Origin of the sequence: Martelella mediterranea (genome assembly GCF_021021415.1) — a bacterium.
Taxonomy (GTDB): Bacteria; Pseudomonadota; Alphaproteobacteria; order Rhizobiales; family Rhizobiaceae; genus Martelella; species Martelella mediterranea_C.
Map to the genome: position 1 here is coordinate 79,468 of NZ_JAINWJ010000019.1, position 16,899 is coordinate 96,366.

Sequence of the window (16,899 nt, forward strand, 5' to 3'; positions counted from 1 at the left end):
CTGACTAATTCGCGTGGGGCGCGCAGGCGTCCCGCGCGATCTACCCATGCAAGATGACGCAGGACAAGTCCCATGACCCCGCTTGTTGAGATGATTGACATCGAAAAGCACTTCGGCGGTGTGAACGCCGTCAACGGCGTGTCGCTCGATCTTTTTCCCGGCGAGGTGGTCGGGGTTCTAGGGCATAACGGGGCGGGCAAATCCTGCCTGATGCGCATCCTTTCCGGCGCCATGGTTCCAAGCAGCGGGACGATCCGCGTCAAGGGAAAGGATGTGAGGCTGGAGACGCCGCATGATGCGCGCCGCCATGGCATCGAAACCATCTACCAGACGCTGGCGCTCGCCGACCATCTCGATGCGCCGGCCAATCTGTTTCTCGGGCGAGAACTGAAAACCCGCTGGGGCAATCTCGATGACCGGCGGATGATGGCGGAAGCCAAGAAGGTGCTGGCCCGGCTTAACCCGAATTTCCGCAATCTCGGCGATCCGGTGTCGCGCCTTTCGGGCGGGCAGCGACAGGTGATCGCCATCGGCCGCGCGCTTTATTTCAATGCGAAGATACTGATCATGGATGAGCCCACCGCCGCCCTCGGCCCTTCCGAATCCGCCATGGTTGCCGATCTCATCCGGCAATTGCGCGACGAGGGCATCGGCATCTTCCTCGTCAGTCACGACATGCATGACGTGTTCGACCTCTGCGACCGCGTCATCGTGATGAACCGGGGCGAACAGGTCGGCGCGCACGGCATCGAGGAGGTCACCAAGGACGATATTCTGAGCCTGATCATCAAGGGCGAACTCCCCATGGACTGGGCACCCCGGAACCAAGGACAATTGCAATGAAACGCCCAGAGAAAATGCATGCCGACGCCATGACCTGCGGCGTCTGCGTCGAACCCGGCCTTTTCGAACTGCGCGAGACGCCGCTGCCGACGGAAGCGCCGGAAGGCTGGGCGCTGGTGGATATCTGCGCGGTCGGCATCTGCGGCACGGACTACCATATTTTCGAGGGCAAGCATCCCTATCTGAATTACCCGCGCGTCATCGGTCATGAACTGAGCGGCAGGCTGGTTGCCGATGCCGCCGGGCTCGCGGCCGGCGATCTGGTCGTCGTCAATCCTTATGTCTCCTGCGGGGCCTGCCACGCCTGCAAACGCGGCAAGCCGAACTGCTGCGAGAAGATCGAGGTGCTCGGCGTCCATCGCGATGGCGGCATGAGCGCGCGGATCGCGGTGCCGGAAGGCAATCTCTATCCCGCCGAGGGGCTGAGCGAGATACAGGCGGCAATGGTGGAATTCCTGTCCATCGGCGCCCATGCCGTGGCGCGCTCGGGCATTGCGGAAGGCGACCGGGTGCTCGTTACCGGCGCAGGGCCGATCGGCATTGGTGCTGCGCTGTTTGCCCGGCTCGCGGGCGCAGATGTGCATCTGCTCGACCTGAGCAAGGAGCGCCTGGCCATGGCGGCGGAAAAATTCGGCTTTGAACATCTGCACAATGACAGCGATCCGGCCGGCATCCTGACCGGCGACCTGGCCTCGGGCTTCGACATCGTCTTCGACGCCACCGGCTCGGCCCGCGCGATTGAGGCCGGGTTCCCGTTGCTGGCGCATGGCTCGACCTATGTGCTCGTCTCCGTGGTCAAGGATGACATCACCTTCAATGACGCGGAGTTTCACAAGCGCGAGACCCGCATCATCGGCAGCCGCAACGCGCTGAAATCCGATTTCATGCGGGTGATGGACGCGATCCGCGGCGGCGACATCGACACCGATGCGCTCCTTTCGGTCGAACTGCCGCTGGCAGACCTGCCGGAGCGCTTCGCCGCGCTCGCCTCGGACCGCAGCGGGCTGATCAAGGCCGTGGTGCGGCCATGAGCGGCGCCCAGATTCTCCGGCTTCATCCCGACGACAATGTCGGCATCGCGCTCGTTGATCTGAAGCCGGGCGAGGCGGGCGCGAGCGAAGCAATCCCGCGCGGCCACAAAATGGCGCTCGATGCCATTCCGGAAGGCGCGTTCGTGCGCAAATACGGCCAGATCATCGGCGTTGCGACGGCCGATATCGCCGCCGGCGCCCATGTGCACACGCAAAATCTCGGTGTCGGCACGGAGCGCGGCGGCGATGCGGGCACCTCGGAAATTCAGCCGATTGCGTCGGCGCCGATGCGTGACACCTTCATGGGCTACAAGCGTCCGGATGGCCGGGTCGGCACGCGCAATTTCATCGGCATTCTGACGACGGTGAACTGTTCGGGCTCGGTGGCCCATTTCATTGCCGAGGAGGTTGAGCGCTCGGGCCTTCTGGCCGACCTCGAAAATGTCGACGGCGTGGTGCCGATCGCCCATGGTTCGGGCTGTGGCATGGCCGGACAGGGCGAGGGCTACGAGACGCTGATGCGCACGCTGGCCGGTTACGCCCAGCATCCGAATTTCGGCGCGATCCTGCTGGTCGGGCTCGGCTGCGAGGTCATGCAGCTTCCCGTCCTCGCCGCGAAAAAGGAGCTGCGCGACCCAAGCCGTTTCCAGTTTCTGACGATCCAGAATGCCGGCGGCACGCGCAAGACCGTCGAGGCCGCGCTGCCGGTTCTTCGTGAACTGGCCGAAACGGCAAATGCGACCAGCCGCGAGCCGGTGTCCGCAGACCACCTGGTCATCGGCATGCAATGCGGCGGTTCGGACGGGCTTTCGGGCATTACCGCCAATCCTGCGCTCGGCATCGCCTCGGACATGGTGGTGGCGCAGGGCGGCACCTCGATCCTGTCGGAAACCTCGGAAATCTACGGCGCTGAACACCTTCTGACCCGAAGGGCAAAGCCCGAGGTCGCCGAAGCTTTGATGGAGCGCATCGCCTGGTGGGAGGATTACTGCGCCCGCAATGGTGGCGAGATGGACAACAACCCGTCGCCGGGCAACAAGCGTGGCGGGCTGACCACCATTCTGGAAAAATCCCTCGGGGCGGTCGCCAAGGGCGGCTCTGCGCCGCTCGAAGCGGTCTACAAATATGCCGAGCCCATCGACCGGCATGGCTTCGTGTTCATGGACAGTCCCGGCTACGACCCGTGTTCGGTGACGGGCCAGGTGGCCTCGGGCGCCAATCTGATCGTGTTCACCACCGGGCGCGGCTCGGTTTCGGGCTATCGCCCGGTGCCCTGCATCAAGATCGCCACCAATAACGATCTATGGGCGCGCATGGGCGAGGATATGGATATCAATTGCGGCGATGTGATCGACGGCGTGCCGCTGGCCGACAAGGGCGCGGAAATCTACAGCATGATGCTCGACGTCGCCTCCGGACGCCCGACCAAGAGCGAGGCGCAAGGGTTTGGCCGGGTGGAATTCATTCCGTGGCAGATCGGCGCGGTAATGTAGCATGCCCGTGTTCGAGCTTTATGACGATATGTTCGCTCCCACGAGGAGGCTCCTGGTGCGACATGGCGACATTGTCGTTCATGCCTTTCGCTATCCCGCCGGCGTTGCCGCGCTCGAGATTGAAAACGGCGCGGGCCGGACCGTGCTTTTGCCCTTTCAGGGCCAGCAGATATGGGATGCGGAATTCGGTGGCCGCCGGCTGACCATGCAGACATGGTTTGATCAACCCCTGCCGACGCGGGACTATCTTGCCACCTATGGCGCGTTCTTTCTTCACTGCGGCGGCACGGCCATGGGTAATCCCGGTCCTGAAGACGATCACCCGCTGCATGGCGAGCTGCCCAACATGCCCTATGAGCGCGCGCAACTTGCCTTCGGCTCCGGCACTGAGGGCGACTGGGTGGAACTAAGCGGCCTTGCATCCGAGCGCCGCGCCTTCAGCCATTATTTCGAAATGCGGCCGCGTTTGCGGCTTGCTGCCGGCGAAAGCGCCTTTGATGTCGGTTTCGAGGTCGAAAACAAGGGCGGATCGGTTCTGCCTTTCTTTTATCTCGGCCACATCAACTTCCGGCCCGCTAATGGCGCGGTGATTACCGACGGGCTGATCGATGATTGCGGCGAAATCGCCCTTCGCCGAGCCGTACTCGCCCCGGATGCGCCGGAGGATGTGCGCGCTTTTCACGACGCGATAGCGGCCCATCCGGCCTACCACCGACATATCGGGCAAGATCAGCGGGTAGAGCCGGAAATGGTGATGACGATGCGTCCGCCAGCAGACGCGGACGGCTGGGCCGAGGCCCGGCAAATTCATGAAGATGGATCGGTCGATTTCGTCCGTCATCGGCCCAGTGAGCTGCCGTATTCGGTGCGCTGGATGACGCGCAGCGCTGATCGGCAGGCGCTGGGTTTCTCGCTGCCGGCAAGCGCGCCGCCCGATGGCCGGAAGGCGGGCCTTGCAAACGGTCAGGCGATCATGCTCGCCCCTGGCGCGCGCTTAGGCGCTCAGATGCGCTTCGGTATGGAACAGGCAGAAGCGGCCTCGTGACCGCCTTTCCGCAGGCGGTCAGGCTCTATAATCCATAGAACTGGGTCGCCGTTTCGCCGAATATCTGGGCGCGCTCCGCCTCGCTTCTGTTGGCGGTCAATGCATATGCTGTTTCCAGCCAGCGCAAGTATTCGCCTGCCAGATTGACGACCGGCCAGTCTGATCCCCACATGACTCGCTCCGGGCCGAAAGCGTCGAGCACGGTCGCGGCAAAGGGGGCAATGTCGGCGCGCTGCCACTCGGGGCCGATTTCGGTAATCATGCCGGACAATTTGCACCAAAGATTGGGGCAGTCGGAAAGCCGCCGCATGCCATCCGTCCAGTCATTGTCGGGCCTCCGGCCATCGCCCATCTTGGGCTTGGCGATGTGGTCGATCACGATCTGCAGGCCGGGATGGCGGCGCGCGATCTCGGAAATGACCGGCAGGTGGCGCGGCTGGATCAGCGCGTCGAAGCGCAGATCGGTTTCGGCCATATGGGCAAGGGCGGGTTGGACGTCGGCCCTCACAATCCAGTCGGTGTCTTCGATATTCTGCAACATCGGCCGCAGACCCTTGAGCCGGGGATTGGCCCGCAGCCGGTCGATCTCCGCGATTGCATTGGCGGCGGACAGGTCCACCCAGCCAACGACGCCGGCAATAAAGCCATGTCTTTCCGCCAGATCGAGGAGGAATTCGGTCTCCGCCGCCGTATCGGTGGCCTGCACCAGAACGGTTTGCTCCACGCCCGCCCGTGCCAGAAGTGGCGCGAGATCGTCAGGTGAAAAATCGCGGAAGATCGGCGCGACGGTCTCGTTCGGCCATGGATAGTCACCTCGGCCAAGGGTCCAGAAATGCTGATGCGCGTCGATCATGCGGTCCTCCCTGATCTGCCGCTTGACAGATTGTATGTTATGATTAAGAACAATAATGATCTGGAGGAGTTCATGTCAATCGTCCTGCAATTCGGCACCAGCCGGTTTCTGCAAGCCCATGCCGATCTGTTCATCTCCGAGGCGATGGCCGAGGGGCGGGCGCTGGGACCGGTGACGGTGGTGCAATCAAGCGGCGACCCGGCGCGACGCAAACGGCTTGAGGCGCTCGCCGCGCCCGGGGGCTACCCGGTGCTGGTCAAGGGCATCGAGAATGGCGTGCCGGTCGAGCGGGAGGTGCGCGTCACTGCGATTGCCCGTGCCTTGACCACGGAAACGGACTGGCCGGAGATCGTCCGCATCGCCGTAGAGGAGGCGCAGGTCATTCTTTCCAATACCGGCGATGCGGGCTGGAAGCCGCAAGCCGACGATGCCTTGCCTTGTTTTTCGCAGGCCATGTCCTATCCCGCGAAACTGACGCAGCTTTTGTTCGCGCGCTTTCAGGCCGGTGGACAGAAGCTGACGGTCATGCCCGCTGAACTGATCGCCCGCAATGGCGAGACGCTGCGCGCGCGGGTTCTGGAACTTTCCGCCCCGCTATCGGCCGATTTCGCGGCCTGGGTGAGCGAAAGCGTGGTTTTCGCCAATTCGCTGGTCGATCGCATCGTGTCCGAGCCGCTGGAGCCGGCGGGCGCGGTGGCCGAGCCCTATGCGCTCTGGGCCATCGAGGATGCCCCGAACCTGACCTTGCCCTGCACGCACCCCGCTATCCAACTGGTGCCCGATCTCGGGCGTATCGAGAAGCTCAAGCTCCATATTCTCAATCTCGGCCATACCTATCTGGTCGCCCGCTGGCTGGCGCGCGGCGGCGAGCGGGACCGGCTGGTGCGCGACGAAATCGCCGATGCGGCCATCCGCGCCGATCTGGCAGACCTTTACGAAAAGGAAGTGCTGCCGACCTTCCTTGCCGCCGGCTATGGCGATGAGGCCAAAGATTATGTCGCAACCACGCTTGAACGTTTCGCCAATCCGTTTCTGGTGCACCGGCTCTCGGATATCGCGCAGAACCATGGCGAGAAGACCCAACGCCGCATTGGCGCTTTCATCGACTGGGGCAGGGCGCTCGGCGTCACCGGCGATCAGCCGCGGCTGAGGCGGATTGTCGAAGAGGAGGCACGCGCATGAAAACCAACCGGATCGGCCGCACGGCGGTGGAGGTCACCGACATTTCCTTCGGCTGCGCGGGCCTTGGCAATTTGTTCCGCAAGGTCGAGGATGAGACGGCCGAGGCCGTTCTCGCCCGTGCCTGGGAACGCGGCATCCGCTATTTCGACACCGCGCCGCATTACGGGCGCGGTCTTTCCGAAGAGCGGCTTGGCCGGTTCCTCAAGACGCGCGGGCGGACCGACTACGTATTGTCCACCAAGGTCGGGCGGCTTCTGTCGCCCGGTCCTGCGGTCGCCGAGGCCGATGGATTTGTCGAGCCGCTGCCCAACACCGTGCGCTACGACTATTCCGGCGACGGCATCGAGGCGGCCTTCGAGCAGAGCTGCGAACGGCTTGGCACCACGCGCATCGATATCGTCTATGTCCACGACATTGGCGCCTACACCCATGGCGATGACAATGACCGGCACATGGCGGACCTGATGGGCTCGGGCATCGACCGGCTGCAGACGCTCAAAGCGGCCGGCCGCATCGGCGCTTTCGGCCTCGGCGTCAACGAAAACCGCGTCTGTATCGATATTATGGCCGAAACGGAGATCGATGTGATCCTGCTGGCGGGCCGCCTGACTCTGCTCGACCGGTCGGCGGAAGCGGAACTGGTGCCGCTCTGCCGCAGCAAAGGGGTAAGCCTCGTGCTGGGCGGCATCTTCAACTCCGGTATTCTGGCTACAGGACCCGTACCAGGCGCGCACTACGACTACGGCCCCGCGCCGGACGATATCCTCGCCAAGGTTGGCGAACTGGAGAGCCGCGCCAAGGCCGCGGGCGTATCCCTGCCCCAGGCTGCCCTGCGTTTCGCGCTTACCCATCCGCAGGCAGCGTCCGCGCTGATCGGCACGGCGAAGCTCACATCGCTCGACCGCAATCTCGATGCGGCGGAAGCGCCATGGCCGTCAGCCGCCGATGCCTTGCTGGCATAGCGTCGGACCGGGACTAAACATGAAGCTCTCAAGGCCCTATTCATGCCGCGCCGAAGCTCTTGCGGACCCCTTTGAGTTCGAGACCAGCCATGACTTATCTTTTCACTGCGCCGGCGGTGATGTCGGAGACCATCGCGCGCTGGACGATGGCGAACATGATGATGACGGGGAATATCTTGATGTCTCGGGCAAACGCCTGCTGCTTGATGCCTTCGCCGCCGATCTGTTAAATGTCCATGCGCATGTCACCGATGTCATGCGGATCGGCTGGCTCGCCGCCGAAATCGGCGTGCCCGTTACAATCGGTAACACCTTCCTCGAAATCGGGGTTCATATGGCTGTCGCGCTGCCGGAAGTTGAATGGCTGGAGTATTCGTTCCAGAATTTCGATCATCTTGTCGAGCCGCCGATCGAAATCCGCGATGGCTATATCTATGCGCCTGACCACCCGGGACATGGGCTGGTTCTGTCCGAAGACGCCCGCAGAACATGGGCGCGGCCGTGCCGCCTTCAGCGCTCCGAACTGGGCGCTGCTCCACATAATCCCGGGATGCCCGTTTTCGGATGAGTGTCGTCGGATCAACGTCAAGATAAAGCAACCGGGCCGGATTCGTTCGGCGGCGCGCGGAGGAAAGGAAAATCATGTCTATCGAAAACGGTCGGGCCGGCAGGTTGCAGGGCAAGACTGCGGTCGTCACCGCCGCAGGGCAGGGAATGGGGCGCGCCACGGCGCTTGCCTTCGTGCGCGAGGGCGCCCAGGTCTTTGCGACGGATATCGATGAGGCCAAGCTCGAGAGTCTGGCCGGTTATGCCAATGTCCGGACGGCCAGGCTCGATGTGCTGGACCCGGCGCAGATCAAAGCTTTCGCCGCTGAGACGCCTCCACCGGATATTCTGTTCAACTGCGCGGGCTACGTCCATCACGGCGCGATCCTGGATTGCGACGAGGACGCATTCGACTTCTCCGTCAATCTGAACGTCCGGGCGATGTATCGCATGATCCGGGCCTGCCTGCCGGGGATGATCGCGAAGGGCGGCGGTTCGATCATCAACATGGCGTCGGTGGCCTCGACCGTGCTGGCGGCACCGAACCGCTTCATTTATGGCACCACGAAAGCGGCCGTGATCGGCCTGACGAAATCGGTGGCGCTTGACTATATCGGCGACGGCATTCGCGCCAACGCCATCTGCCCAGGCACCATTGAAAGCCCGTCCCTGCAGGATCGCATGCGCGCCCAGGGCGATTACGAAACCGCCCGCGCCGCCTTTGTCGCGCGTCAGCCGATGGGGCGGCTAGGGACGGCCGAAGAGGTCGCCGAACTGGTCGTCTATCTTGCCAGCGGCGAATCCGCTTTTATGACTGGCAATGCGATCGTCATCGACGGAGGCTGGGCGAATGCCTGATCGCTTATTCTCCGGTCGGTTCACGCCGACTCTCGCCGGAGATCGCAACCGTTTGGCTTGGATGCATTTCACAACCGCAGCCCCGCCCGCTTCAACCTGTCGAAGGGCTTGAGATGAAACTGGTACGATACGGAACGCCCGGCGCCGAAAAGCCCGGCATTATCGACAAAGATGGTCAGGTGCGCGATCTCAGCGCCGAGATAGACGACGTCGCCGGCGCAAATCTGACGAATGCAGGTATTGCAAAATTGCAGGCTATCGCCCCCGAAGAGCCTGCCGCTGGTCGCAAACCCGGAGCGCTACGGACCATGCGTGGCCGGCACAGGCAAGTTTATTTGCGTCGGTTTGAATTACGCCGATCACGCTGCCGAGACGAACGCCGAGATCCCGGAAGAACCGATCCTGTTCATGAAGGCGACGAGCGCGATCACCGGCCCCAACGACAATGTCATCATCCCGCGCAAATCCGTGAAGACGGATTGGGAGGTGGAACTCGGCGTGGTCATCGGCGACGAGGCGCGCTATGTCTCGCGGGAGGACGCAATCAATCACATTGCCGGCTATTGCGTGATCAACGACGTTTCGGAGCGGGAATTCCAGGCCGAGCGCGGCGGTCAATGGACCAAGGGCAAGTCCGCCGACAGTTTTGGCCCGATCGGACCCTGGCTGGTCACGCGGGATGACGTCGCCGATCCGCAGGACCTCAAGATGTGGCTTTCCGTGGATGACGTGGTGCGCCAGAACGGCTCGACCCGGACGATGATCTTCGACGTGGTATTCCTCGTGCATTACATATCGCAGTTCATGAGCCTTCAATCCGGCGACATCATTTCCACGGGCACCCCTCCGGGCGTTGGCCTTGGCATGAAGCCGCCGACCTATCTTAAGGCCGGCCAGACGATCAGACTCGGAATTGAGAGGTTGGGCATGCAGACGCAGCTTACGGTCGGCGCCGCGTGAGCCGTCGGGTGGATCGTTCGGCCGCGTGAAACGATGGAGTTGTCGGGATGAACGTGATTGCTCTCGCTTATGGTCGTGGTCATCTGGACGTGACCCTGCCCGAAACGGCCCGGCCTTCAGTCATTCGCAAGCAGCAGCTTGCCAAACTGTCCGAACCTCAGAGAGCCGTTATTGAAGCCCTGAGCCATCCGGTTTCGTCACAGCCGCTTGCGGAACTCGCAAAGGGCCGCACATCCGCATGCATCCTGATTTGCGATATCACCCGCCCTTGTTGCCCACAGCGAAGCAAGGAACCGAACCCTTTGTGGGGCGCATGTCAGGTGCGGATGACAAACACCAGTCCGGACGCCTTTCATGTCGCATCGCCTTTCATTTATCGCCGCTATCGTTGGCGTCGCCGCCCTCGCATTGTTTTTGATTTTCCGCCACGAGGCGGTTTCGCAGCGGCAAGAACCCTCTGCCGATGCGGGAGGGTCCGCGCAGGTCACCACGCTGACGCTTAAGCCGGAGCGCGTGGTCCTGATCGACGCCTTTCCCGGGCGCGTGGCGGCCTATCGGCGGGTCGAGATACGGCCGCAGGTCACCGGCATCATCAAGAAACGGCTTGTTGAAGGCGGAACCGAGGTCAGATAGGTGAAATCGTTCTGATCTGCGTCTGAGCCGGATGAAGGTCAATCCATGCCGAGCTGGCGATAGACGCGCTTGACATAGGCGCCGAAGGCGTCGCTGGTCTTGATGTCGAGCGTGCGCGGGTTGGGGAGATCGATCCTGAAATAGTCGGCCATGCGGGCAGGCCCCGAGGACAGCACCGCGCAATGCGAGCCGAGGAAGATCGCCTCCTGAATGCCATGAGTGATGAACACGATGGTCTTGCGGCTTTCTTCCCAGATGCGCAGCATTTCGAGGTTCATCTTCTCACGGGTGATGGCGTCCAGCGCGCCGAACGGCTCGTCCATCAGCACCAGTTTCGGATCGTGGATCAGGGCGCGGGCGATGGCCGCGCGCTGCTGCATGCCACCGGAAAGTTCGTAAGGATACTTGTCGCCGGCATGGCCGAGACCGACCATCTGCAGAAGGTCGTCGGCGCGTTCGCGGGCGGCCTTCAGCGGCAGTCCGAGGATCTGCGCCGGCAGGATGACATTGTCGCGGATGGTACGCCACTTCAGTAGCATCGGCTGCTGGAACACCATGCCGACATCACGCCCTTCCTCGAAATTGGCGGTGCTCGTGCCGATCTTGACGACGCCGCCATCCGCGCCGTGAAGGCCGGCGAGGATTTTCAGCACCGTGGTCTTGCCGCAACCCGACGGGCCGACGACGGAGACAAGGTCGCCCTCGTCGATATCCAGCGTCACGTCGGAGACGGCGACATGCTCGGTGCCGCCGGTGCGGTAGACCTTGCGGACATTTTGCAGATGGATGAAGGGTTCGGCGTTCATGCGAGCCACCTCTCAAGGTTTTCGGCAACAAAGGCGTCGTCGGCAAGATCGGGATGGGACGCGTAGACGCGATCGATCTCGCCCGCCTGCCCCTTTGACAGCCCTTCTTCGGGGTCGAGGCACAGGATGGTTTCCAGAAGACCCTGGCGGCGCAGCACCTCGTGGCAACCGGCGATGCAGCCGTGGAAATGGTTGGCGACGTCGAAGAAGGCGGCGTTGCAGTCTGTCACACGGGAATCGAGCGCTGCCAGGTCGAGCGGCAGAGCGCTTCCGGAATCGGCGACGGCGTGGATGCGGTCCAAGAGTTGAACAGCCGAGCGCGTCCACACCGACCAGTGGCCGAGGAGCCCGCCGCGGACCCTCAATCGCACCATGCCGCCATCGCGCGGAATGTCGAACGGCGTCAGCAGATCGGCGACGATATGGTCGTCATTGCCGGTATAGAACGTGATTCTGTCTTCCGCGCCGGCGGCAACGACGCCCTTCATCACGTCGAGCGTCTTGTAGCGGTTGAACGGCGCCATCTTGATGGCGACGGCATTATCGATCGATGCGAAGTCCTGCCAGAACCGCGCATCGAGATCGATGCCGCCGACGGCTGACTGCATGTAGAAGCCGATGATCGGCATTTCGTCGGCGACCGCCCGGCAATGGGCGATGAGCTGAGCGTGATCGAAACCCTTCAGCGCGCCCATCGATACAAGCACGGCATGATAACCGAGATCACGGGCCACCCGCGCTTCGGCCACCGCCTGCTCCGTTCGCCCGGCAACGCCCGCGACCATCACAAGCGGTCGCTTCGTCCATGCGGCTGCATCCTCGGCGGCGGCGCGCAACACCGGTTCGTAAAGGCCGGTCTCGCGGATCGCGAACTGCGTTGTGTGAACGCCGACGGCAAGCCCACCCGAGCCGGCGTCGACATAGTAGCGCGTCAACGCTCGTTGCCGCCTGCGGTCGAATTGCCGGTTCTGATCGAGCGCCAGCGGATGGGCGGGAATGACGGCGCCGCGTTGCAGGATCGCGAGAACCTCGTCGGGCAGGTCGGTGCGGTGAAGTCCCATGGTATCTGTCCTATCCAAATTCCGGGCCGGCGATGACGGCGGTGCCGATATCGGTTTGCGGCTGCGCCCAGCGGCCGTGCTTCATCCGAAGGAGCGGGCGTTGTTTTTCGAAACCCTTTGCCGCGAGCCGGTCGGCAAGGCGCGGGCACTGATCTGAAAGATCCAGAAAGACAGGTCCGTGGATGGCGTCGATGAGCGAGGTCAGCAAGCCCTCGGCATCTGCGCCGTCGATTGCGCCAGCGGGGCCGACGAGGGGGCCGATCTGCGTTGCCAGCCGACCGTCGCGTCCAAAACCTGCGAGGCCCTTTGCCGCGTCGAACCTGCAGAGTGCCGGAGCGCGACGGGCAAAATCGCAGAGCAGATGCTCGCGTTCGGCGCCGAAGGCCCGATTGGCGAGCGCAATCGCCTGCTCGCGCGCATCGTCGACCTGTCTGGCTGCCGATAGCCCGCCGCCAATGCCCTGCCAGCGCGTAAAGCGCGCCACCGGCGAAAAGCCGAGCTTGCGATAGAGCACTTCGCCGGCCGGGGTGGCATCAAGAAGCGCGGTACGGTTTTCGCTTTCCAGAACGGCAATGCAATGCTTCAGCAGTCGCGTGCCATAGCCGTTTCCGCGCCGGTCCTGCCGGGTCAGCACCATGCTGATCCAGGCAAATTCCTTGCCGTAGGGCATAATCGCCGCACTTGCCACAAGGGTCGCACCCTCGAAAATGCCAAACACGGATCCATGGCGCAGGAACAGCCGCCAGTCGTCCTCCGTCTGGTTCCAGCCGGCCTCCGCCGAAAGCGCCATGGCGCCCGCGAGATCGTCTTCCGAAAGGATGGCTTCAGTAGGCGCCATCGCGGGCCTCGAAATGGGTCGGCTTGTTGTGTGACGGCATTTCGCGCGACACCCAGTCGGCCGTCCAGTCGATCATCCGGTCAAGCGGCACGTCCGGATAGCCGAACAGGCCGTTGGCAAGGCGGGTGTTGGAAAGCCAGGCGCTTGGCGCTTCCGTGCCGGTGATGACGGGCTCGCGGCCGAGCTTGCGGCCGAAGACGCCGGCCAGCCAGCGCACCGAGATTATTTCCGGCCCGGTGACGTTGATCGGGCTTGTCGGCAGGGTCGCTGCCTTCAGGCAGCGCAGCGCGATGGCGTTGGCGTCGCCCTGCCAGATCACGTTGACATGGCCCATGGTGACATCGACCGGCAAGCCATCGCGCACCTTGACCGCGACGTCGTGCAGCACGCCATAGCGCAGGTCGATGGCGTAGTTCAGCCGGAACAGACGCCCTGGGGTGTCATTGACGGCCGAAAAATGCTCGAACATCCGTTCGCGGCCGATGCAGGATTGGGCATATTCGCCGGGCGGATCGAGCGGATCGTCCTCGTCGGAACCCATGCCGTTCGTCGGCGAGAAGGCATAGACGCAACCGGTCGAAAACGCGACGATGCGCGAACCGGAAAACGCCTGCGCCACGGCGGCGGGCATATAGGTGTTGACTGCCCAGGTCAGCGGCTGGTTGCCGCCGGCGCCGAACTTGCGGCCGGCCATGAAGATCACGTTCTTCGCCTTGGGCAAGGCTGCAAGGGCCTCGGGATCCATCAGGTCGCAGGCAATCGTCTCGACCCCATGGGCCTCGAGGCTCTCTTTCGCATCCCGATCGGAGAAGCGGGCGACGGCGTAGACTTTTTTGCTGGGGGCGGCGTTGCGGGCAAGGCGGGCGAGCGTCGGCCCCATCTTGCCGCCGGCGCCGAGGATCATGATGTCGCCGTCGATCACGTCGAGGTCGGCGACAAGGGCAGAGCTTGGACGGGCGATGAAATCCTCCAGCGCCGCGACATCGTCAAAGCGCTCGGGCAGGTTGTCGGCATCGAGAAGTGGTGCGGTTATGGTGTTGTTCGCGTTCAAGACATCCTCGCATCTTTGGGAAGCACCATGTGCTCGACGGCCATCACCGCCATGTAGAGCGCGATGCCGATCAGGGTGATCAGGGTGACGGCCATGAACATGGCGGGCGTATCGAGCGCTGCCTGGACCTGGATCATCAGGTAGCCAAGGCCGCGGTCGGAAGCGATGAACTCGCCGACGACGGCGCCGGCGACCGCAAGGATCGCGGCGACCTTCATGCCGGAGAAGATATAGGGCAGGGCGCCGGGGAGCTGGATGTAGATGAACATCTGCAGCCGCGACCCGCGCAGCGATTTGACGAGATCGAGCAGATCCGGCTCGACCTCGCGCAGGCCGCGCACCGTGGTCAAAAGGATCGGGAAATAGCAGAGCGAGAAGGTGATCAGGATATTGGTCGAAATGCCGTAGCTGAACCACACGATCACAAGCGGGCCAAGCGCCACCTTCGGGATCATGTTGAGCGTGACCAGCAATGGGAAAAGCGCCATGGTCAGGCCCCGCGACCAGGAGAAGGCGAGCGCCGAAAGCACCCCGAGCACGGTCGCCAGCAGATAGCCGCCGCCGATCTCCAGCGCCGTAACCCAGCTGTTGCCGATCCAGTCGTAACGGGGGGATGGCAGGGTGGCGAGGATTTCACTCGGCGCCGGCAGGATGAAGCGCGGCACTTCGAAGGCGCGCACCGCAACTTCCCAGAAGATAAGCGCCGCCAGATGCGAGACGATGGCCACCAGACGACGGCGGTTTCGCTGGCGGCGTTCCAGGCGGGCGCTCTCGTCTTCTGCGGTTTGGGTTTCGGCTGCTGCAACCATCTTCGCTCCCCGGTTTCTGGAAACATTAGCCTCGAAGATGGAAATTGTCAACCAACTGGTTGGTTGACTAATTGCGCAATGATGACAACACGAAATCAATGATATGGGCGCGGCGCTGCTGCATATGCCGCGCCGTGGTCATGTCCCGGTTGAAGATTACCGAAAGCGTATGGCGGTTGGCGAAGTAGAAGAAGGTAAGGCCGGCGATCGACAGATAGAGGTCGACCGGATCGAAGCGGTTGTTGAAGATGCCCACCGCCACGCCCCTGTCCAGCGTCTCCTCGATGATCTGGACGAGTGGCGAATGCATGTCGGTGATCTTGTCCGACATCTTCAGGTGATAGGCTTCCATCCGGTTCTCATCGTTCAGAAGCGTCACGAATTCCGGGTGTTCCGAGAGATAGTCGAAGGAAAAGCCGATCAGGGCCCGCATCGCATCTTCCGGTTCCAGTTCGTCCAGGTGAAGCTGCTGTTCGCGCTCGCGGATCTCGCGATAGACCTCCTCAAGCGTGGCCCGGTAAAGATCGGCCTTGCTGCCGAAATGGTGGTAGACGAGTTGCTTGTTGACGCCGGCGTTTTTTGCGATCCGGTCGACGCGGCCGCCCTCGTAGCCGAATTCGGTAAACTCGGCGACGGCGGCGTGGAGCAGCGCAAGGCGGGTGGCGGCAGTGTCGCGCTTTTGCGGACGTCTTCTTGTCTCGGGCCGGGCCGTTGTGTCGGCTTTATTCATTGCTTCCTCTCATAAGTAACCAACTGGTTGATTGGTTATTGATCCAAAATAGCATCCGTGCCTATTATTGGCTATCCGGAATTTCCCGGATGAGCCGGGTTCGCGCCACCGCCGCGCCCTTTTGAAGAGCTATACCACAGGAGTTCACTGATGATGCCCAGCAGATCTCTCATTCTCTCGACGGCGCTCGCGGCGCTCCTCGCGCCGCTTGCCGCCCACGCCGAAGACGTCAATATGGTGCTGAACTGGGTGCCGACCGCCGATCACGCGCCCTATTTCTATGCCAAGGAGCAGGGCTGGTATGAGGATGCCGGCATCGACCTGACAATCGAGGCCGGACGCGGCTCGGGCGCGGCCGTTCAGCGCGTTGCCGCCGGCATGGCCGAGATCGGCGTTGCCGACACCGCGACCATGCTGCTGGGGCGCGGCGAGGGCGCGGAAGTCGTGGCCGTCATGGTGGTCTATGCCAATTCGCCGCAGGGCTTCTACTGGCTGAAGAGCAGCGGCATCAACGGTCCGGAGGATTTTCCCGGCCATTCGATCGGCAACCCGCCGGCGGACGCCTCGCGCATCATGTGGCCGCTGTTTGCCGAGACCGTTGGCATCGAGCCGGACTCCGTCAAGTTCGTCAACGTCTCGCCGCAGGCAAAGCTGACCTCGTTGAAGAGCGGCGCGATCGACATCACCAGCGATTTCTATAACGAACACGACCTCAAGGTCCGCGAGTTCGGCGATGATCTCGGCTTCGTCGCCTGGCGCGATATCGGCGTCAATCCCTATGGCAACGCCGTGATCGTCAACACGACCGTCCTCGACGAGCATGAGGAGACTGTCGCAAAGTTCACCGCAGTGACGCAGAAGGCCTTTGCGGCCTGCGTCGAGAATGTCGATCCCTGCCTCGATGCGCTGCTGTCATCGGTCTCGGGCCTCGATCGTGACAACCAGAATGACCAGTGGAACCGGATCAAGGAACTGATGAGCGACGAGACCACCCGCACCGTCGCACTCGGCGCCTTCAGCCCGGAACGCATGGATGCCGACTATGCGATGGTCTCGACCTATTTCGATCTCAAGCAGCCCTTTGATGTCGAAACCGTCTACACCAACGAGTTCCTAGACGAATCCATCAAGATGACCGACGAATAGCGCCGTTCTGCACTCCCGACGAACGGTTACCGGCGAGCGTTCATTTTCGAGC

At 62.8% G+C, this 16,899-nt stretch carries 17 protein-coding genes and 2 pseudogenes; 12 read left to right on the forward strand and 7 right to left on the reverse strand.

Going from position 1 to position 16,899, the window contains the following annotated elements; genetic code table 11:
* Positions 1-72: 72 nt before the first annotated feature.
* Genes K7H91_RS13505 through K7H91_RS13520 form a run of 4 tightly spaced genes read left to right on the forward strand, consistent with a single transcriptional unit; the run spans position 73 to position 4,412 of the window.
* Positions 73-843 (forward strand): ATP-binding cassette domain-containing protein, encoded by a 771-nt coding sequence (locus K7H91_RS13505; RefSeq protein WP_230720792.1) that lies wholly within the window; start codon positions 73-75, stop codon positions 841-843.
* Positions 840-1,874 (forward strand): zinc-binding alcohol dehydrogenase family protein, encoded by a 1,035-nt coding sequence (locus K7H91_RS13510; protein WP_230720793.1) that lies wholly within the window; start codon positions 840-842, stop codon positions 1,872-1,874. Before K7H91_RS13505 ends, K7H91_RS13510 begins: the two co-directional genes overlap by 4 nt.
* The gene (locus K7H91_RS13515; protein ID WP_230720794.1) at positions 1,871-3,367 is read left to right on the forward strand and encodes a UxaA family hydrolase; all 1,497 of its coding nucleotides are present in this window, start codon (positions 1,871-1,873) and stop codon (positions 3,365-3,367) included. Before K7H91_RS13510 ends, K7H91_RS13515 begins: the two co-directional genes overlap by 4 nt.
* A gap of 55 nt (positions 3,368-3,422) precedes the next feature.
* Positions 3,423-4,412 (forward strand): DUF4432 family protein, encoded by a 990-nt coding sequence (locus tag K7H91_RS13520; protein ID WP_230720795.1) that lies wholly within the window; start codon positions 3,423-3,425, stop codon positions 4,410-4,412.
* Between the two features lie 25 nt (positions 4,413-4,437).
* Here the strand turns inward: K7H91_RS13520 and K7H91_RS13525 are convergent, their stop codons facing one another.
* Complete coding sequence (locus K7H91_RS13525) at positions 4,438-5,265, reverse strand: amidohydrolase family protein (protein ID WP_230720796.1); 828 nt, start codon at positions 5,263-5,265, stop codon at positions 4,438-4,440.
* 72 nt (positions 5,266-5,337) lie between these two features.
* On the opposite strand from K7H91_RS13525, the gene K7H91_RS13530 reads away from it, so the two are divergent.
* The 7 genes and pseudogenes from K7H91_RS13530 (at position 5,338) to K7H91_RS25690 (ending at position 10,406) form a co-directional block, all read left to right on the forward strand.
* Positions 5,338-6,447, forward strand: a complete 1,110-nt coding sequence (locus K7H91_RS13530; protein ID WP_230720797.1) for a mannitol dehydrogenase family protein — start codon at positions 5,338-5,340, stop codon at positions 6,445-6,447.
* Positions 6,444-7,409 carry an aldo/keto reductase gene (locus K7H91_RS13535; protein WP_230720798.1) on the forward strand — a complete coding sequence of 322 codons (966 nt, stop codon included), beginning with the start codon at positions 6,444-6,446 and terminating at the stop codon, positions 7,407-7,409. Before K7H91_RS13530 ends, K7H91_RS13535 begins: the two co-directional genes overlap by 4 nt.
* Before the next feature lie 19 nt (positions 7,410-7,428).
* Entirely contained in the window at positions 7,429-7,977 is a 549-nt protein-coding gene (locus tag K7H91_RS13540) for an enolase C-terminal domain-like protein (protein ID WP_330166005.1), read from the forward strand.
* A 74-nt stretch (positions 7,978-8,051) separates the two neighbouring features.
* Positions 8,052-8,813, forward strand: a complete 762-nt coding sequence (locus K7H91_RS13545) for an SDR family oxidoreductase (RefSeq protein ID WP_230720799.1) — start codon at positions 8,052-8,054, stop codon at positions 8,811-8,813.
* A gap of 113 nt (positions 8,814-8,926) precedes the next feature.
* Positions 8,927-9,773, forward strand: a pseudogene (locus K7H91_RS13550) (fumarylacetoacetate hydrolase family protein).
* A gap of 47 nt (positions 9,774-9,820) precedes the next feature.
* Positions 9,821-10,039: pseudogene (locus K7H91_RS25685) on the forward strand (lactate racemase domain-containing protein); the annotation flags it as partial.
* Between the two features lie 88 nt (positions 10,040-10,127).
* A complete protein-coding gene (locus K7H91_RS25690) occupies positions 10,128-10,406 on the forward strand; it encodes a hypothetical protein (protein ID WP_330166008.1) in 279 nt (92 codons plus the stop codon).
* Positions 10,407-10,444: 38 nt separating this feature from the next.
* Here K7H91_RS25690 and K7H91_RS13560 read toward each other — a convergent pair whose 3' ends face one another.
* The 6 genes from K7H91_RS13560 to K7H91_RS13585 form a co-directional block, all read right to left on the reverse strand.
* Positions 10,445-11,212, reverse strand: coding sequence for an ABC transporter ATP-binding protein (locus tag K7H91_RS13560; protein WP_230720801.1), 768 nt, complete (start codon positions 11,210-11,212; stop codon positions 10,445-10,447).
* A complete protein-coding gene (locus tag K7H91_RS13565) occupies positions 11,209-12,273 on the reverse strand; it encodes a dihydrodipicolinate synthase family protein (protein WP_230720802.1) in 1,065 nt (354 codons plus the stop codon). The genes K7H91_RS13560 and K7H91_RS13565 overlap by 4 nt, the downstream gene beginning before the upstream one ends.
* A gap of 10 nt (positions 12,274-12,283) precedes the next feature.
* Positions 12,284-13,111, reverse strand: coding sequence for a GNAT family N-acetyltransferase (locus K7H91_RS13570; protein WP_230720803.1), 828 nt, complete (start codon positions 13,109-13,111; stop codon positions 12,284-12,286).
* Positions 13,098-14,162, reverse strand: coding sequence for an NAD-dependent epimerase/dehydratase family protein (locus tag K7H91_RS13575; RefSeq protein WP_230720804.1), 1,065 nt, complete (start codon positions 14,160-14,162; stop codon positions 13,098-13,100). Before K7H91_RS13575 ends, K7H91_RS13570 begins: the two co-directional genes overlap by 14 nt.
* Positions 14,159-14,971, reverse strand: a complete 813-nt coding sequence (locus K7H91_RS13580) for an ABC transporter permease (RefSeq protein ID WP_230720805.1) — start codon at positions 14,969-14,971, stop codon at positions 14,159-14,161. The genes K7H91_RS13575 and K7H91_RS13580 overlap by 4 nt, the downstream gene beginning before the upstream one ends.
* Before the next feature lie 67 nt (positions 14,972-15,038).
* A complete protein-coding gene (locus K7H91_RS13585) occupies positions 15,039-15,701 on the reverse strand; it encodes a TetR/AcrR family transcriptional regulator (protein ID WP_230720806.1) in 663 nt (220 codons plus the stop codon).
* 150 nt (positions 15,702-15,851) lie between these two features.
* On the opposite strand from K7H91_RS13585, the gene K7H91_RS13590 reads away from it, so the two are divergent.
* Complete coding sequence (locus tag K7H91_RS13590; protein WP_230720807.1) at positions 15,852-16,847, forward strand: ABC transporter substrate-binding protein; 996 nt, start codon at positions 15,852-15,854, stop codon at positions 16,845-16,847.
* Positions 16,848-16,899: the final 52 nt, after the last annotated feature.

Excerpts from the sequence above, each read along its gene's own strand:
- K7H91_RS13505 (WP_230720792.1), top strand. The coding sequence starts at position 73 with ATGACCCCGCTTGTTGAGATGATTGACATCGAAAAGCACTTCGGCGGT.
- K7H91_RS13510 (WP_230720793.1), top strand. The coding sequence starts at position 840 with ATGAAACGCCCAGAGAAAATGCATGCCGACGCCATGACCTGCGGCGTC.
- K7H91_RS13515 (WP_230720794.1), top strand. The coding sequence starts at position 1,871 with ATGAGCGGCGCCCAGATTCTCCGGCTTCATCCCGACGACAATGTCGGC.
- K7H91_RS13525 (WP_230720796.1), bottom strand. The coding sequence starts at position 5,265 with ATGATCGACGCGCATCAGCATTTCTGGACCCTTGGCCGAGGTGACTAT.
- K7H91_RS13530 (WP_230720797.1), top strand. The coding sequence starts at position 5,338 with ATGTCAATCGTCCTGCAATTCGGCACCAGCCGGTTTCTGCAAGCCCAT.
- K7H91_RS13535 (WP_230720798.1), top strand. The coding sequence starts at position 6,444 with ATGAAAACCAACCGGATCGGCCGCACGGCGGTGGAGGTCACCGACATT.
- K7H91_RS13540 (WP_330166005.1), top strand. The coding sequence starts at position 7,429 with ATGAAGCTCTCAAGGCCCTATTCATGCCGCGCCGAAGCTCTTGCGGAC.
- K7H91_RS13545 (WP_230720799.1), top strand. The coding sequence starts at position 8,052 with ATGTCTATCGAAAACGGTCGGGCCGGCAGGTTGCAGGGCAAGACTGCG.
- K7H91_RS25690 (WP_330166008.1), top strand. The coding sequence starts at position 10,128 with ATGTCGCATCGCCTTTCATTTATCGCCGCTATCGTTGGCGTCGCCGCC.
- K7H91_RS13560 (WP_230720801.1), bottom strand. The coding sequence starts at position 11,212 with ATGAACGCCGAACCCTTCATCCATCTGCAAAATGTCCGCAAGGTCTAC.
- K7H91_RS13565 (WP_230720802.1), bottom strand. The coding sequence starts at position 12,273 with ATGGGACTTCACCGCACCGACCTGCCCGACGAGGTTCTCGCGATCCTG.
- K7H91_RS13570 (WP_230720803.1), bottom strand. The coding sequence starts at position 13,111 with ATGGCGCCTACTGAAGCCATCCTTTCGGAAGACGATCTCGCGGGCGCC.
- K7H91_RS13580 (WP_230720805.1), bottom strand. The coding sequence starts at position 14,971 with ATGGTTGCAGCAGCCGAAACCCAAACCGCAGAAGACGAGAGCGCCCGC.
- K7H91_RS13585 (WP_230720806.1), bottom strand. The coding sequence starts at position 15,701 with ATGAATAAAGCCGACACAACGGCCCGGCCCGAGACAAGAAGACGTCCG.
- K7H91_RS13590 (WP_230720807.1), top strand. The coding sequence starts at position 15,852 with ATGATGCCCAGCAGATCTCTCATTCTCTCGACGGCGCTCGCGGCGCTC.